9 protein-coding genes are annotated in these 19855 nt (G+C 74.8%); all 9 read left to right on the top strand.

Features of this window, described 5'->3' with window-relative positions; genetic code table 11:
* Positions 1 to 2 precede the first annotated feature (2 nt).
* Positions 3 to 2501 carry a condensation domain-containing protein gene (locus tag ABZZ04_RS23170; protein WP_356934098.1) on the top strand — a complete coding sequence of 833 codons (2499 nt, stop codon included), beginning with the start codon at positions 3 to 5 and terminating at the stop codon, positions 2499 to 2501.
* Entirely contained in the window at positions 2498 to 3499 is a 1002-nt protein-coding gene (sbnA, locus tag ABZZ04_RS23165) for a 2,3-diaminopropionate biosynthesis protein SbnA (protein WP_356934097.1), read from the top strand. The genes ABZZ04_RS23170 and sbnA overlap by 4 nt, the downstream gene beginning before the upstream one ends.
* Entirely contained in the window at positions 3496 to 9981 is a 6486-nt protein-coding gene (locus tag ABZZ04_RS23160) for an amino acid adenylation domain-containing protein (RefSeq protein WP_356934096.1), read from the top strand. Before sbnA ends, ABZZ04_RS23160 begins: the two co-directional genes overlap by 4 nt.
* Complete coding sequence (locus ABZZ04_RS23155; protein ID WP_356934095.1) at positions 9974 to 14587, top strand: amino acid adenylation domain-containing protein; 4614 nt, start codon at positions 9974 to 9976, stop codon at positions 14585 to 14587. The genes ABZZ04_RS23160 and ABZZ04_RS23155 overlap by 8 nt, the downstream gene beginning before the upstream one ends.
* 82 nt (positions 14588 to 14669) lie before the next feature.
* Positions 14670 to 14897 carry an MbtH family protein gene (locus ABZZ04_RS23150; protein WP_356934094.1) on the top strand — a complete coding sequence of 76 codons (228 nt, stop codon included), beginning with the start codon at positions 14670 to 14672 and terminating at the stop codon, positions 14895 to 14897.
* A 78-nt stretch (positions 14898 to 14975) separates the two neighbouring features.
* Positions 14976 to 16010 (top strand): ornithine cyclodeaminase, encoded by a 1035-nt coding sequence (locus ABZZ04_RS23145; protein WP_356934093.1) that lies wholly within the window; start codon positions 14976 to 14978, stop codon positions 16008 to 16010.
* A gap of 82 nt (positions 16011 to 16092) precedes the next feature.
* Positions 16093 to 17184 (top strand): 4-hydroxyphenylpyruvate dioxygenase, encoded by a 1092-nt coding sequence (gene hppD, locus ABZZ04_RS23140; RefSeq protein WP_356934092.1) that lies wholly within the window; start codon positions 16093 to 16095, stop codon positions 17182 to 17184.
* Positions 17181 to 18335, top strand: coding sequence for an alpha-hydroxy acid oxidase (locus tag ABZZ04_RS23135; protein WP_356934091.1), 1155 nt, complete (start codon positions 17181 to 17183; stop codon positions 18333 to 18335). The genes hppD and ABZZ04_RS23135 overlap by 4 nt, the downstream gene beginning before the upstream one ends.
* A gap of 92 nt (positions 18336 to 18427) precedes the next feature.
* Entirely contained in the window at positions 18428 to 19684 is a 1257-nt protein-coding gene (locus ABZZ04_RS23130; RefSeq protein WP_356934129.1) for a PLP-dependent aminotransferase family protein, read from the top strand.
* Positions 19685 to 19855: the final 171 nt, after the last annotated feature.

The raw sequence follows: 19855 nt of genomic DNA, 5'->3' as shown, positions 1-19855 counted from the left end.
GCATGGACACCCTGATCGGGCGGCTGGTCGCGCTCGACCCCGCCCGGCGCGACCGCCTCCGCGGCATGCTCGCGGACCGCGGCACGCCGCGACGCGGTCCGGCCCCGGCCTCCTTCTTCCAGGAACGGCTCTGGCTGCACGACCAGCTCGAACCCGGATCGACCGCCTACCTCGTGCCGCTCGCGGTACGGATCCGCGGGGAACTCGACGTCGCCCTCCTGAGGCAGGCCCTCGACGCGGTGGTCCGACGGCACGACATCCTGCGCACCGCCCTGCTGTTCGCCGACGGAACACTCACCCAGCACGTGCACGAGCACGTCGACGTGCCGTTCGAGCTCATCGACCTGAGCACGCTGACGGACGTCCGGCCGGCCGTCGCCGAGGCGCTGGCGACCGCCACCGCGACCGGCTTCGACCTCGCGACCGCGCCGCTGCTGCGCGTCCGGCTGCTGCGCCTGGCGACCCGCGACCACGTGCTGGTGATCGTGCTCCACCACGCGATCACCGACGGCTGGTCCAACGGCATCCTGCTGGAAGAGCTGGGCACCGCGTACACCGCCGCGGCCCGGGGCGGCACGCCGGACTGGTCCGCGGTCCCACTCCGGTACGCCGATACCGCGGCCGAGCAGCGGGCGGGGCTGACACCGGAGCGGACGGCCGACCTGGTCGCCCACTGGGCGGGCAGGCTGATCGGAGCCCCGGACCCGCTGCCACTGCCGTACGACCGGCCCCGGCGGCCCGACAGCCGGCGCCCGCTCGGCCGCCACCAGCGCTGGCTGGGCGAGCCGGCCGCCGCCGCGATCGGCTCCCTGGCCGCCGGGACGGCCACCACCGCGTACACCGTGCTGCTGGCCATGACCGCAGCGAGCGTCGCGGCCTGGTCGGGCCGGTGCGACCTGCCGTTCGGCAGCCCGCGCAGCGGCCGGGACCGCCCCGAACTCGAAGGCGTCGTCGGGCCGTTCGTCAACACCCTGGTGCTGCGGATGGACCTGACCGGCGAGCCCGGGGCCGGGCCGCTGATCGACCGCACCCGAACTCTCCTGGAGGACGCGCAGGCCCACGCCGACCTGCCCCTGGAGAAGCTGGTCGAGTGCCTGCACCCGCCACGCGTCCCCGGCGTCAATCCGTTGTTCCAGCTCAACCTCGGCCTCGGCAACTTCCCCCGTACCGCACTGCGGCTGCCACAGATGCTCACCGAACCGGTTCCGCTCGGGTCGGGCCAGGCCAAGTTCGACCTCGCCTGGTACTTCACGTCCGACGCGGACGCGTGGCACCTGAACGTCGAGTTCGACGCCGACCTCTTCGACGAGCGGACCGTGGAGGGCCTCGCCGACCGGCTGGAGCGGATGCTCCGCGACGGCGCGGCCGACCGGGAGCGACCCCTGCTCGCCGAGGTGCCCGACCCGCAGGGCTGGAGCGCGCCTCCGCCCGTCCCGACCCGCCGGATCGAACCCCGGGACTGGTGGGAGTGGCAGGTCGCCCAGGCATTCGCCGAGGTCCTCGGGCTCGACGAGGTCAGTGCCAACGACGACTTCTTCCGGATCGGCGGACATTCCATGGCGGGACTGCTGGCCGCGCGCCGGCTCGGCGAACGGACCGGCCGACCGGTCACCCCGGCCGAACTCTTCCGCAACCCGCGGGTCGAGGCCCTCGCGGCGGCGCTGCGCGGGGGCGGAACGGTCGACCCCTCGCCCTTCCTGGTGGCGCTCCGTCCGGAGGGCGACCGTCCGACGCTCTGGTTCGTGCCGGCCGCCGTCGGCGAACTCGGCATGTACTTCCCGATGGCCCGGGCCATGGCCCCCGGCCGCCCGCTCGGCGGTCTGCGCTCGGACGGCTTCGTGGACGGCTCCGCAGGGGTCGGCCCTTCGCTGCGCGCGATGGCCGAGCGGTACGCGCGGGAGATCCTGGAACACCGGCCGGACGACCCGGTCCACCTGGTCGGTTTCTCGGCGGCGGGCCGCACCGCGGTGGCCGTGGCGGACCGGGTGCGCGCGCTCGGCGGCCGGACCGGCGCCGTGATCGCCATCGACACCGCTCCCTTCGGGGACGTCGAGCCGAACCCGGACCTGCCCACGGTGATGGCCCGATGGCTGCCGTTCGCACCGCCCGGGACCGAACTCGCCGCCCTGCCCGAGCCCGAACTGATCGCCCGGGTGCTGGCGGCCGGACACCGCACCGGCGACCTGCCCGGCGAACTCGACACGGAGCAGTTCGGCTGGATGTGCCGCCGGCTGCTCGTCAACGCCCGCGCGCTGGCCGGCCACACCCGGCCCGGCTACCCCGGCCGGCTCACCCTGCTGACCCGGGCGGCCCGTGAGGAGCGGGACCTCGCCGCCGAGTGGCGGGCCCTGCCGGTCGGCGAGGTCCGGGAGCTCCCGGTGGACGTGCCCTCACACATGGACTTCGTCCACGGCCCGCGGGTACCCGCGGTCGCCCGGGCGATCGAAGAGACCCTGACCGACGCCGAGGCAGCGTACGGCGAACCGGAAGGACTGCGGTGATCCACGAATCCGTGCTCGACTGCGTCGGCGGAACCCCGGTGGTGGCGCTCGGCCGCCTCTTCCCGGACGCCGGTGTCGAGGTGCTCGCCAAACTGGAGTTCCTCAACCCCGGTGGCAGCGTCAAGGACCGGGCGGCCCGGCACATCGTGCGCAGCGGCCTCGCCGACGGAACCATCGGACCGGGCACCCACCTGGTCGAGAGCACCTCGGGCAACTTCGGCATCGCGCTGGCCATGGCGTGCCGGATCCACCAGATCCCCCTCACCGTGGTCGTCGACCCCAACATCACCCCGTCGAACCTGACGCTGCTGCGCCGCCTCGGGGCGAACGTCGAGATGGTCACCGAACTGGACGAGCGCGGCGGCGGCTACCTCAACCAGCGCCTGCGCAGGGTCCAGGAACTGCTCGCGACCCTGCCCGACGCGTACTGGATCAACCAGTACGCCAACGAGTTGAACCTCCAGGCGCATCAGGAGACCGGCCGGGAGATCCTGGCCCAGGTTCCCGGGCCGCTCGACCTCCTGGTGGCGGCCGTCAGCACGACCGGAACGATCCACGGGGTCGCGGGCATCCTCCGGGAGGCACACCCGGCCCTGCGGGTGGTCGCGGTCGACGCCGTCGGCTCGGTGATCTTCGGGACGGCCTCGCGGATGCGGCGGATACCCGGCATCGGCGCGAGCCGGGTGCCGGAGCTGCTCCGCCGGGAGGAGATCGACCAGGTCGTCCACGTCACGGACGAGCAGGCCGTGGGCGGTTGCCACGCACTGCTGGACCAGGAGGGAATCCTCGCCGGCGGCTCGTCCGGATCCGTGGTCGCCGCGCTCCGCACACTGATCCCCTCCCTGCCCGTCGGTGGCCGACCGCTGCGGATCGTGACCCTGCTGCCGGACCGCGGCGAGCGTTACCTCGACCTGATCTACGCGGACCCGCCGGGGCCGGAGGAAGACGTGCTCGACACACTGACCGGCCGGCCCGCAGACGTGCGGAGGCAGCGATGACCACGATGACGACGGCGGCCGCGTCCGCACACGTGACGTCCTTCGCCCAGGAACGGCTCTGGGTCCTGGACCAGGCCGGGGAGGGGAGCACCGAGTACCACGTCACCCTCGCCCTGGAGCTGGACGGCGAGCTCGACGTGCCGGCCCTGCGCGGCGCGCTGGCGGCCGTGGTGGCCCGCCACCCCGCGCTGCGGACCGGGTTCGCGGTGCTCAACGGCCATCCCGTGCAGGTGGTCCGGCCGGCCGTCGAGCCGCCGCTGACCGTGGACGACCTCACCGACCGCCCGGAGGCCGAGGCCCGCCGCACCGCCTGCGAGCGGTTCGCCGCCGACGCCTCGGAGCCCTTCGACCTCGCCGTGGCGCCGCTCGCCCGGGTCCGGCTGGCACGCGTCGCCGAACGCCGCCACCTGCTCGGTCTCTGTCTGCACCATCTGGTCTTCGACGAGTGGTCGACGGGGATCCTGGTCCGGGAACTCTCCGCGCACTACACCGCCACGGTGGCCGGCGGTCCCGAGCTGCCCGCGCCACCGCCACTCGGCTACGGCGACTACGCGGCCCGGCAGCGGCGCGCCGTCGCCGGCGAGCGGCTGACCGCGGCCCAGGAACACTGGCGGGCCAAGCTCGCCGGCGCGCCGGAACTGCTCGCCCTGCCGGCCGACCGCCCCCGGCCGGCCCGGCAGTCGCACCGCGGCGGACGGGTGAGGGACCGGCTGGACACCGCCACCGTCGCGGAGCTGACGGCGCTGGCCCGGGGCGCGCGCACGACCCTCTTCCCCACACTGCTCGCCCTGTACGCGACCGTGCTCTCCCGCCTCGGCGGCCAGGACGACCTGGTGATCGGCACGCCGACCGCCGACCGGGGGAACCCGGACTTCGAACATGTCATCGGGTTCTTCGTGGACACCCTGGTGCTGCGCGTCGACCTCTCGGGAGCCCCGTCGTTCCGGCAGCTCCTGGCCCGGACCGCCGCCGAGTCGGTGGAATCGCTGGACCGCCGCGGCCTGCCGTTCGAGAAGGTCGTCGAAGCGGTCGCGCCCCGGCGGACCACGGCGTACCACCCCGTGTTCCAGGCGATGCTGATCCTGCAGAACCCGCTCGTGCCACCGCCGTCGCTGCCCGGCGTCGACGTGCGGGTCGCCGAGGCGCCCTACAACGGGACCGCACAGTTCGACCTCACCCTCTCCGCCCGGGAGGACGACGACGGGCTGTCGCTCGAACTCGAGTACAACGCCGACCTCTTCGACGAGGCCACCGCCCGGCAGCTGCTCGGCAACCTCCGCGTCCTCGCCGAGGGGGCCGCCGCGGACCCGGACCGTCCGGTGACGCGACTGCCGGTGCTGGACGCCGTCGAGCGGGAGCGGATCGAACGCCTCTCGACCGGGCCGGTGGAGCCGGACCCGGAATCCGGGATCCTCGTCCCCGAGCTGGTGGCGCGCACGGCGGCGGCGCATCCCGACGCGATCGCGGTCAGTTGCGGCACCGAGCAGGTCCGCTACGCCGAGCTGATGCGCCGGGCCAACCGCCTCGCGCACCGTCTGCGCGCCGAGGGCGTGGGCCCGGAGACGGTGGTCGCGCTCGCCGCACCGCGCGGCATCGGCTTCGTCACCGCGGTCCTGGCGAGCTGGCAGGCCGGCGGCGCGTTCGTCCCGCTCGACCTCGGGCAGCCGGTCGCCCGCCAGGTCGAGGTGCTGCGACGCAGCGGGGCCGCGGTCCTGGTGGCCGATCTCGACGCCGACGCCGGGGCCGTGGCCGAACTCCTCGCCGCCCTGCCCGCCGGACAGCGGGTGGCGCCGGTGCCGATCGATCCGGCCGCCCACGCGGACGAGCCCGCCACCGCCCCACAGGTCGAGATCGGCGGCGACTCGCTCGCCTACGTCCTCTTCACCTCCGGGACCACCGGGGTCCCCAAGGGCGCCATGATCTGCCACACGGGCATGCGCAACCACATGCTCGCCAAACTGGCCGACGTCGGCTTCGGCCCGGGCGACGTCCTGGCACAGAACGGCCCGGCCACCTTCGACGTGGTGGTCTGGCAGTGCATCGCACCCCTGCTCGCGGGAGGCCGGGTACGCGTCGTCGGCCCGGACGCCGCGATCGACCCCGCGCTGCTCGCCGCGGAGGTCCGCGACGGCGGCGTGACCGTCCTGCAGGCCGTCCCGTCCGTGATCGCCCTGCTGCTGGCCGACCCGCAGGCCGCGGACCTCGGGCCGCTGCGCTGGCTGGTGCCCACCGGGGACGCGCTGCCGACCGAGCTGGTGGCCCGCTGGCTGGCCGCGCACCCCGGCGTGCCGATGCTCAACACCTACGGTGTCACCGAGTCCAGCGACGACCAGTGCCACGCGGTGATCACCGCGCCACCGGGTCCGGAGGCGGGACCGGTCGCCACCATCGGCACCCCCCTGCCCAACACCACCGCCCGGGTGCTGGACCGCGAGGGCGCGCCGGTACCGGTCGGAGTGCCCGGTGAACTGCTGCTCGGCGGCATCTGCGTGGGACGCGGCTACGTCGGGCAGCCCGGTCTGACGGCGGACCGCTTCGTGCCCGATCCCTTCGGCCCGCCCGGCTCCCGGCTCTACCGCACGGGGGACCTCGCGCGGTGGCGGCCGGACGGCCGCCTGGAGTTCCTCGGCCGGGGCGACGACCAGGTGAAGATCCGCGGGGTGCGGGTCGAACCCGGAGAACTCGCCGCGGTCCTGACGACCCATCCGGGGGTTCGCGAGGCCGTGGTCACGGCGCCCGTCGCCACCGGCGGCGAGCGCCGGCTCGTGGCGTACCTGGTGCCCGTCGCGGAGCCGCTGCCCGCAGCCGAGGCCCGCGCCTTCGCGGCCCGTTCGCTCCCCGAACACCTGCTGCCGTCCGCCGTGGTCTGGCTCGACCGCCTGCCGGTCACCGCCCACGGCAAGCTCGACCGGTCGGCGCTGCCCGCCCCGGCCGGACCGGGCGAGGACCGCACCACCGCCGACCCCCCGCGCAACCCCACCGAGGAAGTGATCGCGGGGTTCTGGTCCGCGCTGCTCGGCGCCGACCGGGTCGGTGTCGGAGAGGACTTCTTCGGCGCGGGCGGCACCTCGCTGCTCGCGGTCCAGCTGCTGCTGAAGGTGCGCGAGACCTTCGAGATCAAGCTGGAACTGGCCGATCTGCTGGCCGAACCGACCGTGGCCGGCCTTTCGGCCCGGGTGGCGGCGGCGCGCCGGGCCGGCCCGGACGAGCGGGCGTCGGCGCCGATCCCGCGCCACCTCGGCGGGGCGGGCGACCCACCCGCGTCGTTCGCGCAGGAGCGACTCTGGGTCATCGAGCGGATCGTCGGCCGGCCCGGCCTCTACACCGTCCCGGTCACCCTGCGGCTGCGCCGGCCGGTCGGCGACGAGGTGCTGCGCGCCGCGGTCCGCGACCTGATCCGCCGGCACGAGGTGCTGCGCGTCGGCCTGGTCGAGCGGGACGGGCGTCCGGTGCAGGTCCGGCACGACGCCGACGCGGTGGAGCCGCAGGTCGAGGTGACCGACCTGGCCGACCGCCCGGATGCGGAAGAGGCCGCCCGGGAACTCCTCGACCGGACCGCGGCCGTCCCCTTCGACCTCGGCCGCCCGCCGCTGCTGCGCGTGCACGCGGTCCGGCCGGCCGACGACGACCTGGTGCTCGGACTGTTCCTGCACCACGCCGTCACCGACGCCTGGTCGAACGGGCTGCTCGTGCGGGACCTCCTCGAACTGATCGACGCGGCCCGCGAGGGACGCCCTGCGGCACTGCCCGAGGTCGCCGCGCAGTATCCGGACTTCGCGGCCTGGCAACGCGGGCGGCTGGACGAGACCCGGCGCGAGGAACTCGGCGCCCACTGGCGCGACCGGCTCGACGGCGCGCCCGAGCTCACCACGCTGCCCCCCGACCGACCGCGGCCGCCGGCCCAGTCCCACCGCGGCGGCAGACACGAGTTCACACTCGCCCCGGCCCTGACCACCGGCATCCGGGCACTGGCCCGGCAGCACGACGCGACGCTGTACATGGTGCTGCTCGCGGCACTGGACACCGCGCTGTACCGCTGGACCGGCCAGGACGACCTGGTCGTCGGCGCACCGGTCACCGGTCGCGAGCACCCGGACCTGCACGAGTCGGTCGGGTTCTTCGTCAACACCCTGGCGATGCGGGTCGACGCCGGCGGCGGACCGTCGTTCGCCGGCCTGCTGGACCGGGTGCGACAGGTGTGCCTGGACGCCTACGGACGGGCCGACCTGCCCTTCGAGGCCCTGGTCGAAGAACTGCGGCCGCAGCGCTCCACCGCCCGCAACCCGGTCTACCAGGTGGTGCTCGGTCTGCGGGAGACCGCCCGGCAGTCCCGGTCCGGGATCGAGGGCTTCGGGCTCCCGGACACCGGGATGGCCAAGTTCGACCTGGAATTCCACTTCGCCGACGACGGCTCCGAGTTGAGCTGCCTGGTCGAGTACGCTGCCGACCTGTACGAGCCGCAGACCGTGGCCCGGTTCACCGAGGCACTGACGGCGGTGCTGTCCGGTGCGGTCGCCGAACCGGCCGCGGGCATCGACACCCTGCCGCTCTGGGACGGGACCGCGGAACCGGCCGCCGCTGCCGCCGCCCACGGGCCGGCGCGGCCGGTCGCCGGCACCCTGCCGGAACTGGTCGCGGCGCAGGTGGCCCGGACGCCACGTGCGTGCGCCGTGCGCTGGCAGGGCCGGGACATCTCCTACCAGGACTTCTGGGACCGGGTGACCGGCCTCGCCGAGCGGCTGCGGGCACACGGCGCCGGGGCCGGCCGGACGGTCGGTGTCGTTCTGCCGCGCGGCCTCGACCTGGTGGTGGCGGTGCACGCGGTCGTTCTGACGGGCGGCGCCTACCTGCCGCTGGACCCGGCCGACCCGGAGGAGCGGCGGGCGCTGCTGTGCGCGGAGGCCGGCGCCGATCTGTCGGTCGGACCGGGCGAGCGGATCACCGGGCCGGGGACCGGCGGCACCGCCCGGCAGGACCGCTCGGGCGGCCCGGGGCCGGACTCGCTCGCGTACGTGCTCTTCACCTCGGGCTCCACCGGCCGCCCGAAGGGCGTCGCCGTCCAGCACCGCGCCGTGGTCAACCGGCTGGCCTGGATGACCGAGGCGTTGGGCACGGACGCTGCCGCGCGGGTCCTGCACAAGACCCCGGCCGGCTTCGACGTCTCGGTCTGGGAGCTGTTCTGGCCGCTGACCGTCGGGGGCTGCCTCGTGGTGGCCGAGCCGGACGCCCACCGCGATCCGCTGCACCTGCTGGAACTGCTGGACGAGGAACGCATCGGCACGGTCCACTTCGTCCCGTCGATGCTCGGTCCGGTGCTGGACCGGGTGGACTCGGCGCCCCGGGCCCTGCGCAACCTGGTCTGCTCCGGCGAGGCCCTGGACGTGACGCTGGTGGACCGGGCCGCCGCAGCCCTGCCCGGCGTCACCGTGCACAACATGTACGGCCCGACCGAGGCCGCGGTCGACGTCACCCGGCACCGCTGCGTACCGGGGGAGGCCCCGGTGCCGATCGGCCGGCCCGTGCCCAACACCACGGTGGAGATCCTCGATGCCGGCGGCCGGCGGGTACCGGCCGGGGTGGTCGGGGAGCTCCACCTCGGCGGGGTCCAGCTCGCCCTCGGCTACACCGGCCGACCCGGGCTGACCGCCGAGAGCTTCGTCCCCGACCCCGACGGCCCGCCCGGGGCCCGGCTCTACCGGACCGGGGACCTGGCCCGGCGACGCGCGGACGGTGCCATCGAGTACCTGGGCCGCCTCGACGGCCAGCTGAAGATCCGCGGTGTGCGGGTCGAACCCGGGGAGGTGGAACGGGCTCTGCTCGGTCACCCGGCGGTCGGCCAGTGCGTCGTGGTCGGTCGCGACGACGAGGGCACCGGCACCCGGCTGGTCGCCTATCTCGTCGCCGCCGGCCACGAGCGACCGGACCGGCCCGCCGAAGCCGGCCCGGCCACCCCCGAGGACGGGGAGATGCGGGCGTTCGCGGCCCGGTCGCTGCCCGCGGCGCTGGTCCCGGCCCTGTGGGTCTGGCTGCCGGAGCTTCCGCTCGGCACGAGCGGCAAGGTCGACCGGCGCGCCCTGCCCGCCCCGGCCGGCACCCGGTCCGCACCGGCGGCACCGACGGAACCGCGGACCCCGGCCGAACGGGTGCTCGCCCAGGTCTGGGCCGAAGTCCTGGGCGTGGACCGGGTCGCGGTGACCGACAACTTCTTCGAGCTGGGCGGAGACTCCATCCTCAGCCTGCTGGTGGTCTCCCGGGCGACCCGCGAGGGCTGGCGGCTGCAGCCGCGGCACTTCTTCGACCACCAGACCCTCGGGGAGCTCGCCGCGGTCGCCGAGGAGCTCACCCCGGAGGGGCCGGAGCCCGCCGGGACGACCGCGGCCGACCCCCGGTTCCCCGTATCACCGATCGACGACGACACGATGGGCGCGGTGCTGGCACAGCTGCGCGCGACCGACGACTCCCCAGGAGGCACGCATGGCTGACAACGCCCTGATCGAAGAGGTCTTCCCACTGACCCCGCTCCAGCAGGGGCTGCTGGTGCACAGCATCTCCGACCCCGAGCTGGGCCTCTACGTCAACCAGACCGTGATCGAACTCGCCGGGGAGGTCTCCGGCGCGGAGCTGCACGAAGCGTGGCGGGCGACGGTCGCCAGGCACCCGGCGTTGCGCGCGGCGTTCGTCTGGGAGGGGATCGACACCCCGGTCCAGGCGGTCCGGCCGACCGTCACCCTGCCGTGGACCGAGACGGACTGGCGCGGGGTCGACACCGGGGAGCAGGACCGGCGGCTGGCCGCGGTGCTCGCCGAGGACCGGACGGTCCCCTTCGACCTGGTCCGGGCCCCACTCATGCGCTTCCGGCTGTTCCGGCTCGATGGCGACCGGTCCCTGCTGCTCTGGACGCACCACCACCTGCTGCTGGACGGCTGGTCCGGGACAACAGTGCTGGACGAGGTGCTGCTGCGCTGCCGTGCGGTCCGAGCCGGCCGACCGGTCGAGCTGCCGGACGTCCCGGGCTTCGCACGGTACGTGGCCTGGCTGCGGGACCGGCCCGCCGAGCCGGCCGAGCAGTACTGGCGATCGGCGCTGGCCGGCTTCGCCGAACCGACCCCGCTGCCGGGCGCCCGCGCCACCCCTGCGGCCGAGGCGGCCTTCGACACCGTCACGGTCCACCTGCCGGCCGGGCCGACGGCCGGTCTGCGGGCGATGTGCCAGGCCCGGCGGCTCACCCCGGCCAGCGTGCTGCAGGGCGCCTGGGCACTGCTGCTGTCCCGCTGCACCGACCGGCGCGACGTGGTCTTCGGCTCGGTCGTATCGGGCCGCCCGGCCGAACTGGACGGCGTGGACGCCATGGTGGGCCTGTTCAGCAACACCGTCCCGGTCCGGGCGAGGATCGACGAGGCACGGCCGGCCGCCGACTGGCTGACCGACCTGCAGAACGGCCTGGCCGAGGCCCGCGAGTTCGACCACGTCTCGCTCGCCTCGCTCCGGCAGTACAGCGACGTCCCCGCCGGGAGCGAGCTGTTCCGGACGATCGTCGCCGTCGAGAACTACCCGACCCGGCAGGGCTGGGCCGAGCCCGCCGATGGCGTCGCGGTCCGCGGCATGTCCTCCGCGGAGCGCCCGCACTACCCCCTCACGGTCGCCGCCTCGGTGACGGACGTTCTCACCGTCACCTGCCACGTGGACCGTCGCTGGTTCGAGGACGGCGCCGTCGAGCGGCTGCTCGGACACTTCCTCGTCCTGCTGGGCGCACTGGCCGAGGACCCGGACCGTCGGCTCGGCGGGCTGCCGATCCTGGCCGACGACGAACTCGCCCTGCTGCTGGGGCCGTGGGCGCGGGGCACGTCCGGACCGGCGCCGGGCCGCACCCTGCCGGAGGCGCTCGCCGCCCAGGTGGCACGCACCCCCGAGGCGCCCGCGGTCGCCACCCGCGACGGGGAGCTGAGCTACCGGCAGTTCGCCGCCCGGGTGGCGGCGACCGCCGACCGGCTGCGGGCCGCCGGCGCCGGTCCGGACGACGCGGTCGCGGTCTGCGGACAGCGTTCGGTGGACCTGCTGGTGGCGCTCTGGGCGGTCCAATGGGCCGGAGCCTTCGCGGTGCCGGTCGACCCGGCCTACCCGGCGGCCCGACAGGCCCGCCTGATCACCGACTCGGGGAGCCGGATCGTGCTGCTCGCCGACGGCGGCCGGGTGGTCGACGGCGTCGCCGGACTCCCGACCGTCGAGGTGGACCGGTCCGCGGCCGCCGACGGGGCCCCGGCCCCCCTGGCGGCGCCGGACCCGGACCACGTCGCCTACGCGATCCACACCTCCGGCTCCACCGGGGAGCCCAAGGCGGTGCTCGCCACCCACCGGGGAGTCCTCAACCACCTCGGCTGGCTCCAGCGCGAGTACCCGATCGGCGCCGGCGACCGGGTCGCGCAGCGCACCTCGGCGAGTTTCGACATGTCGGTGTGGGAGCTGTACTGGCCGCTGGTCACCGGTGCCTGCGTCCTGGTGCCGGAGACCGACCCGCAGGACGCCGAGGGCCTGGCCGCGGAGCTGACCGAGCTCGGCGTCACCGTCGCGTCCTACGTCCCCTCGATGCTCACCGGCATCCTGGCCGACCCGGCCGGCCGACTGCCGGCCGGGCTGCGGCAGGCCTTCATCGCCGGCGAGGCGCTGTCCCCCGGGCTCCTCGCCGACCTGCGGGCGGTGTGCCCCGCCGACGGGATCAACGGCTACGGCCCGACCGAGACCACCGTCGTCTCGGTGGCCTGGCGCCTGCCGGCCGAGGCCCCGGACCGGGTGCTCATCGGCCGGCCGGTGAGCGGCGCCCGGTGCTACGTCCTGGACCGGGAACTGCGGCCGGTTCCCGTCGGCGTGCCCGGCGAGCTGTACGTCGCCGGCCCCGGCCTGGCCCGCGGCTACCTGGGGCGTCCGGGCCGTACCGCCGAGCGCTTCGTCGCCGACCCGTTCGTCGGCGACGGCGGTCGGATGTACCGCACCGGTGACCTGGCCCGCTGGACCGCCGACGGCGAACTGGAGTGCCTCGGCCGCGCCGACTTCCAGATCAAGGTGCGCGGGTACCGCATCGAGCCCGGCGAGATCGAGGCGGCCCTGCTGGAGCACCCGGGCGTCCGGCAGGCCGTCGTCCTGGCCCGCGACGACGACGGTCACGGCAACCGGCTGGTCGCCTACCTGACCGCCGACGGCGCCGCGCCGAGCGGCACCGAGGTCCGCGACTTCCTGGCCGAGCGGCTGCCCGCCCACCTCGTCCCCGGCATCATGGTGTGGCTCGAACGGTTGCCGCTCACCGTCAGCGGCAAGGTCGACCGGGCCGCGCTGCCGGAGCCCTCGCACGAGCGGGACGCCGGTTCAGGGTTCGTCTCCCCGCTCACCGAGGCGGAGAAGGCGCTCGGTCAGGTGTGGGAGGAGGTACTCGGCGTCGAGGGCGTCGGGGCCACCGACAACTTCTTCGAGCTCGGCGGGGACTCCATCCTGAGCCTGCTGGTGATCTCCCGGGCCGCCCGCGTCGGGCTGCGGCTGCTGCCACGGCACTTCTTCGAGTACCAGAGCCTCGCCGAGCTGGCCGCGGTCGCCGAATGGCTGGACGGACCGGTGAGCGTGCCCTCCTCGGCCGACGGCCGGCAGGACGGCGAGACCGCGCTGACCCCGATCCAGCACTGGTTCTTCGAGCACGACTTCCACACTCCCGGCCACTGGAACCTCGGACTCTTCTTCGCGCTGGACGCGCCCGAGGACCTCGCACCGGTCGTCACGGCACTGCGCTCCGCCGTGGCCGCGGTCGTCGACCGGCACGCCGCGCTGCGCACCAGGTTCACCACGGGGCCGGAGGGCCCGGTGGCCGAGGTCCTGCCGTTCGCGCAGGACGCGGCGGACGCCGCGGTCTCGGTGCTGCCGGTCGCCCCGGGACCGGACTGGCCGGCCGCGCTCGCGGCCGCACTCGCCTCGGTGCAGGAGTTCGACCTGGAGCGGCCGCCGCTGCTGCGCGCGGTGGTCCTGGACGGTGGCGGGCCCGACCGGCGCCGGCTGCTGCTGGCCGCCCACCACCTGGTGGTCGACGGGGTGTCCTGGCGCATCCTGATGGAGGACCTGGCGGCCGGCTACGAGGCCGCCGCCACAGGCCGGGCGATCACACTGCCGCCCGCCTCCACCCCGGTCGGCGAATGGGCCGGCGCCCTCGCCAAGCTGGCGCGTGGCGCTGACATCACGGCCGACCGGGAGTTCTGGCTCGACCAGACCCGGGACCGGGGCCACCGGCTTCCGGTCCGCGAAGGGGCCGACCGGGCACCGCTGGCCGGTGACGTCGTCCACATTCGTACCGGGCTGGAGCGGGAAGAGACCCGGCAACTGCTCCAGGAGGTCCCCCGGGCCTACCGCACGCACATCGACGACGCCCTGCTCACTGCGGTGGGACAGGCGTTCGGCGAGGTCGGGGCGGCCGGCCCGATGCTGCTGGCACTGGAGGGCCACGGCCGGGAGCAGCACCTAGTCGAGGGCGCCGACCTGACCCGCACCGTCGGCTGGCTCACCTCGATCGCACCGGTGCGGCTGGACGTCCCCACCACCGGCCCCGGCGAGGCGCTCAGGGCGGTGAAGGAACAGCTGCGCGCGGTGCCGCACCACGGCCTGGGCCACGGCCTGCTCCGGTACCTCGGCGACGACCGGGAGCCGCTGCGCGGCCCCGAGCCCGAGGTCAGCTTCAACTACCTCGGCCAGCTGTACGGCGCGGCGCCCGCCCGGGACGGCCGGTCCGACGACGACCCGGGACGGCTGCGGCTGCGCCCGGCCCCCGAGGCGGAGCCGGTCGCGCACCACCCGGGGAGCCGCCGCCCCCACCTTCTCGACATCACCGGGATCACCACCGACGGCCGACTGGGGCTGACGTTCTCCTTCTCGCCGGACCAGCTGCCCGCCGCATGGGTCGAACGGCTGGCCACGGCGACCACCGACCGCCTGCGCGCACTCGTCGAGCACTGCGTCGCGGTGACGTCCGAGGGCGCCACGCCCTCGGACTTCCCGGAATCCGGCCTGGACCAGCAGCAGCTCGACATCCTGCTGGGCGACCTGACCAGCGGCTCCTGAACCCGGCGACCCCACCACTCGCGTCCACCCCATCCACCCGCCGGGCCACCGAGCCCGGCGGAGCGACCACCCGAGGAGAGACATGTTCGACGACAACGACGACCGCAGCTACCAGGTCGTCGTCAACGACGAGGAGCAGTACTCGATCTGGCCCGCCGACCGCGCGGCCCCGGCCGGGTGGCGGGCCGTCGGCCCGAGCGGCCCCAAGGCCGAGTGCCTGGAGTACATCGACCGGACCTGGACCGACATGCGCCCCCTGAGCCTGCGTCGGCGGCTCGCAGAGGACGACGCCGATCCGGTCGCCGTCTGACCGCGCCCGCCCGTCGTACGACACCCTCGCGGCCGCCCCTGCACGGGCGGCCGCGGCAGACCCGAGGAGGTATTCCAGGTGACCGAGGACATCGTGATCCTCCACCGCGCCGACGCCCGGCGCTGTGCCGAACTGCTCGATCCGGTGGCCGTTGTGGAGTCCGTGCTGCGTCGGCACGCCGACGGCCAGGTGCTGTTGCCCGCCGAGGGCTACATGGCCTGGAACAACTCCCAGGGCGCGTACAGCAGATCGATCGCCATGCTGGGCGCGTTGACCGGCAGCGACCCGGTCTACGGCCTCAAACTCATCAACGCCGCCGTCAGCAACCCCGCCAAGGGGATGGAACGGGCGGGGGGCATCTCGGTGGTCTTCGACCCGGAGACCGCCCGCCCCCGGTTCATCGCCGAGGCCGGCTACCTCAGCGGCCTGCGGACCGCCGCCTACACCATCGCCTCCCTGCGCACGCTCGGACCGGAGCGGATCGACGAGGTGGCGCTGATCGGCTGCGGTGCGCTGGCCCGCGCCCATCTGGAGCTGATCACCCGTTACCTCCCCGACACCACCGGCATCCACCTCTTCGATCTCGACGCCGCCCGGTCGGCCGAGCTGAGGAGCTGGACCCTTCAACGGTGGCCGCACCTGACGGTCTCCGTGGCGCCGACCGCCCGCGCCTGCGCCCGTGCCGCCGGGGTCGTCGTCTTCCTGACCGTCTCCGACGAGCCCTATGCGGGGCTGGACTGGTTCCGGCCGGGCGCCTTCGTCGCCCACGTCTCGCTCGACGACCTGCGACCGGACGTCTTCGCCGGGGCCGAGGCCGTCTTCGTCGACGACGTCGGGCTGATCCGGGACAACCCCCGCAGGATCCTCGGCCGGCTCATCCAGGAGGGCGTCGTCCTGCCGCCCGACGGGACCGCGGCCGACGGGGGCCGGGCCCTGAACGGAACCCTGGGCGAGGTGCTGCTGGGGCGCCGGGCGCCGGTGCGTCCGACCGGCGGGGTGGTGGTGAGCAACCCCTTCGGCATGTCGGTCCTCGACGTGGCGATGGTCGCCGAGGTGCGCCGTGTCGCGACGGAGACGGGCCTCGGACAACGGGTCGACCTGCTCGGCGAGTAGGCACCGCGGAACGACCCGGCCCATCCGGCCGCGGGCCCCGACGGGGCAGGCACACGAGAAGCAGCGAAGAGGGGAAAGCGCGATGACCGACACCGACCACCGACCGAGCGGTACGGACGACGTGGGCCTCGCCCACGTGGAGTTCCACGTGGGCGACGCCGCGCGGAGCGCCGACGCCCTGCGCGGACTCGGCTTCGAGACGGTCGCGGAGACCGGCGGAACCCGGGGGAGGGACGACCGGCACTCGATCGCCATGCGTCAGGGCGAGGCGGTCGTGGTGCTCACCCAGGCGCTGGCGGACGACCACCCGGCGGCCGCGTTCGTCGAGGCCCACGGCGACGGCGTCGCGGACATCGCCCTGCACACCACGGACGTGCGGGCGCTGTTCCGGCGGGCCGTCGACGCCGGGGCGCGCGTGGTGGCGGCCCCGACCGGGGGCCACGGCCCGGGCGACCGCGTGACGGCGGTCATCGGCGGGTTCGGGGACGTCGTCCACACGCTCGTCCAGTCCCCGGCCCCGGCCGGGGGGCACCTGATTCCGCCCGGTCCCACGCCGACGGCGGCGGCCCGGTCGCCGCTGCGGGGGATCGACCACCTGGCGGTGTGCCTGGAGGCCGGCAGGCTGGCCCCGACCGCCGCCTTCTACGAGTCCGCCCTGGGGTTCCGGACCGTCTTCGAGGAGAACATCGCGGTGGGCCTGCAGGCGATGAACTCCAAGGTCGTCCAGAGCCCCTCCGGGCAGGTGACCCTGACCCTCATCGAGCCGGACCGGTCCGCGGAACCGGGGCAGATCGACGCCTTCCTCGACGGTCACGGCGGCAGCGGGGTCCAGCACATCGCCTTCGTGGCGGAGGACATCGTGCGGGCCGCGGCCGACCTGTCCGACCGGGGCGTCGATTTCCTGCCGACCCCGGACGCCTACTACGACATGCTCCGCGACCGGCTCACCCCGGAGGCATTCACGGTCGACGACCTGCGGCGGTTCGGGATCCTGGCGGACGAGGACCACGGCGGCCAGCTCTTCCAGGTCTTCGCCCGGTCGTCGCACCCGCGCCGGACGTACTTCATCGAGGTCATCCAGCGGTTCGGGGCGAGCAGTTTCGGGAGCCGGAACATCAAGGCGCTCTACGAGGCGGTCCAGCGCGACCAGGCTCCGGTCGGAGGACGGAGATGAGCACGACGGACCGGCCGTCCGCGGCGCCGAGCGACGGGTGGCTCGAACTCGCCGACGCCGAACGCGCGGCACGGGCCGCCCTCCCGGCCGACGTCTGGGACTTCCTGGCCGGCGGCAGCGGCGCGGAGACCACGCTCGCCGCCAACCGGGCAGCCCTGGACGCCGTCACCCTGGTCCCCCGCGTCCTGGCCGGCGCGCCGTCCGCGCACACCGGGACCGACCTGTTCGGCGCCCGGCTCACGATGCCCGTGGCGATCGCGCCGATGGCCTACCAGCGGCTGTTCCACCCCGAGGGCGAACTCGCCGCCGCGCGCGCGGCCGAGGCCGCCGGTGTGCCCTTCGTCGCAGGCATGCTGAACAGCCATCCGGTGGAGCGGATCGCCGGCGCCTGCGCCACCACCTGGTTCCAGCTGTACTGGCTGCGCGACCGGGCCGCCGTCGCCGACCTCGTCATCCGCGCCGAGGAAGCCGGCTGCCGTGCCCTGCTGCTGACGGTGGACGTACCGCGGATGGGGCGCCGGCTGCGCGACATGCGCAACGGCTTCGCCCTGCCGCCCACCGTCACCGCGGACAACCTGGCCGCGGGCGCCCCCGCGAGCGCGCACGCCGGGGCGCCCGGGAGATCAGCGGTCATGGTGCACACCGCCGAGGCATTCGACCCGGCCCTCGGCTGGGCGGACCTCGCCTGGCTGAGGGAGCGGACCCGGCTGCCCCTCGTTCTCAAAGGCGTCCTCCACCCCGACGACGCGGCGCGGGCCGCCGGACTGGGGATCGACGGCCTCGTGGTCTCGAACCATGGCGGGCGCCAACTCGACGGGGCCGTACCGAGCGCCGCCGTGCTCCCGGCGATCCGTGACGCCGTCGCCGGACGAAGCCGGGTCCTCGTCGACAGCGGCATCCGCAGCGGACTCGACGTCCTGCGGGCGCTCGCCCTCGGCGCCGACGGCGTCCTGCTCGGACGGCCCGCGTTGTGGGGCCTCGCCGCCGACGGCCGGCACGGCGTGGCACGGGTGCTGTCGCTGCTGCGCGCCGAACTGGAGGAGGCCATGCTCCTCGCCGGCTGCCCGGATCTACCGGCCGCGGCGTGTCTCGACCGCCGGGTGGGCGCCTTCCGCTCGGCGACCGCGGACGACGGGACGGGCCGGCCGTGACGACCTCCGACCGGCCCGCCGAGGACCTCCCGGCCCCGCTCCTCCGCGCGGCCGACCTGCACGCGTCACTGACCGACCCGTCGCTCGGGTCCATGAACCTCCTGAACGAGGTCTCCGAACGGTTCCCCGACGCCGTCTCGTTCGCCGCCGGCCGCCCTTGGGAGGGCGCCTTCGACGCCGACCTGATCCCGCGCTACCTCGACACCTACCGCCGCTACCTCCGGGAGACGCTCGGCCGCAGCGAGGAGGAGGTGCACCGCACGCTCTTCCAGTACGGGCGGACCAAGGGCATCGTGCACGAACTCGTCGCCCGGAACCTCCGGACGGACGAGGGCATCCGGGTCGATCCGGAGGCGGTCGTGGTCACCGTCGGCTGCCAGGAGGCGATGTACCTCGTCCTGCGCGCGCTGCGCCGTGACGAGCGCGACGTCCTGCTCGCCGTCTCCCCGACCTACGTGGGGATCACCGGCGCCGCCCGCCTCGTGGACATGCCGGTGCTCCCGGTCCGGAGCGGTGCGGGCGGGGTGGACCCCACCGACCTGGTGGCCACCGTGCGGGAGGCCCGGGCCGCCGGGCTGCGGCCGCGTGCCTTCTACGTGATCCCGGACTTCGCCAACCCCACCGGGGAGAGCCTCGACCTGGCCGCACGGCGCGGGCTCCTGGCGATCGCGCAGGAACACGGACTGCTGCTGCTGGAGGACAACCCGTACGGGCTGTTCCGGGCGAGCGGGTCGCGGTTGCCCACCCTCAAGGCCCTGGACGAGGGCCACCGGGTGGTCTATCTCGGCTCGTTCGCGAAGACCGGTCTGCCCGGTGCACGGGTGGGGTACGCCGTCGCCGACCAGCCGGTGGCCCATGAGGCCGGCCGCCGCGGCCTGCTCGCCGACGAACTGTCGAAGATCAAGAGCATGGTCACGGTCAACACCTCGTCGGTGGCACAGGCGGTCATCGGCGGCAAGCTCATCGAACACGACTTCAGCCTGGTACGGGCCAACGTCCGGCAGACGGAGATCTACGCCCGGAACCTGCGGCACGTCCTGACCGGCCTGGCAGGCCGGTTCCCGCGACAGGCCGGCGAAGCGCCCGTGGTCCGCTGGAACAGCCCCGCCGGAGGCTTCTTCGTCGTCCTCACCGTGCCCTTCCCCGTCACCGACGCCCTTCTGGAGACCTCGGCCCGGCAGTACGGGGTGATCTGGACGCCCATGCACCACTTCTACGCGGACGACGGCGGCCGGTACCAACTCCGGCTCTCCTGCAGCCTGCTCGACCCACCGGCGATCGACGAGGGCCTCGACCGCCTCGCCGCCCTCCTCCGGGACCACTTGCCGCCCGCGGGCACCATCGCGTGACGCCGGGAGGGGGTGTCGGTGTGCGGGGCGGCTGCCGGCCCGGTGACTCGGCTCGCGAAACGGCCCGGGGCGGAGGCGGTCTGCCGCGATCGTGCACCGTTCTTCGCCGAAGACCGTCACCCCGCGTCGTCGCCGGCCTCACCCTGCCCCGGGGCTCGGGCGTGGTCGAAG

The sequence above is a fragment of the Streptomyces sp. NPDC006435 genome (assembly GCF_040612315.1).
GTDB lineage: Bacteria > Actinomycetota > Actinomycetes > Streptomycetales > Streptomycetaceae > Streptomyces.
Note: the sequence above shows the minus strand (reverse complement) of the source record. Positions and strands in the feature narration are given on the sequence as shown.

Bases quoted from the DNA above. Each gene is read 5' to 3' on its own strand.
- ABZZ04_RS23150 (WP_356934094.1), top strand. From the start codon at position 14,670: ATGTTCGACGACAACGACGACCGCAGCTACCAGGTCGTCGTCAACGAC.
- hppD (WP_356934092.1), top strand. From the start codon at position 16,093: ATGACCGACACCGACCACCGACCGAGCGGTACGGACGACGTGGGCCTC.
- ABZZ04_RS23155 (WP_356934095.1), top strand. From the start codon at position 9,974: ATGGCTGACAACGCCCTGATCGAAGAGGTCTTCCCACTGACCCCGCTC.
- ABZZ04_RS23130 (WP_356934129.1), top strand. From the start codon at position 18,428: ATGAACCTCCTGAACGAGGTCTCCGAACGGTTCCCCGACGCCGTCTCG.
- ABZZ04_RS23160 (WP_356934096.1), top strand. From the start codon at position 3,496: ATGACCACGATGACGACGGCGGCCGCGTCCGCACACGTGACGTCCTTC.
- ABZZ04_RS23135 (WP_356934091.1), top strand. From the start codon at position 17,181: ATGAGCACGACGGACCGGCCGTCCGCGGCGCCGAGCGACGGGTGGCTC.
- ABZZ04_RS23170 (WP_356934098.1), top strand. From the start codon at position 3: ATGGACACCCTGATCGGGCGGCTGGTCGCGCTCGACCCCGCCCGGCGC.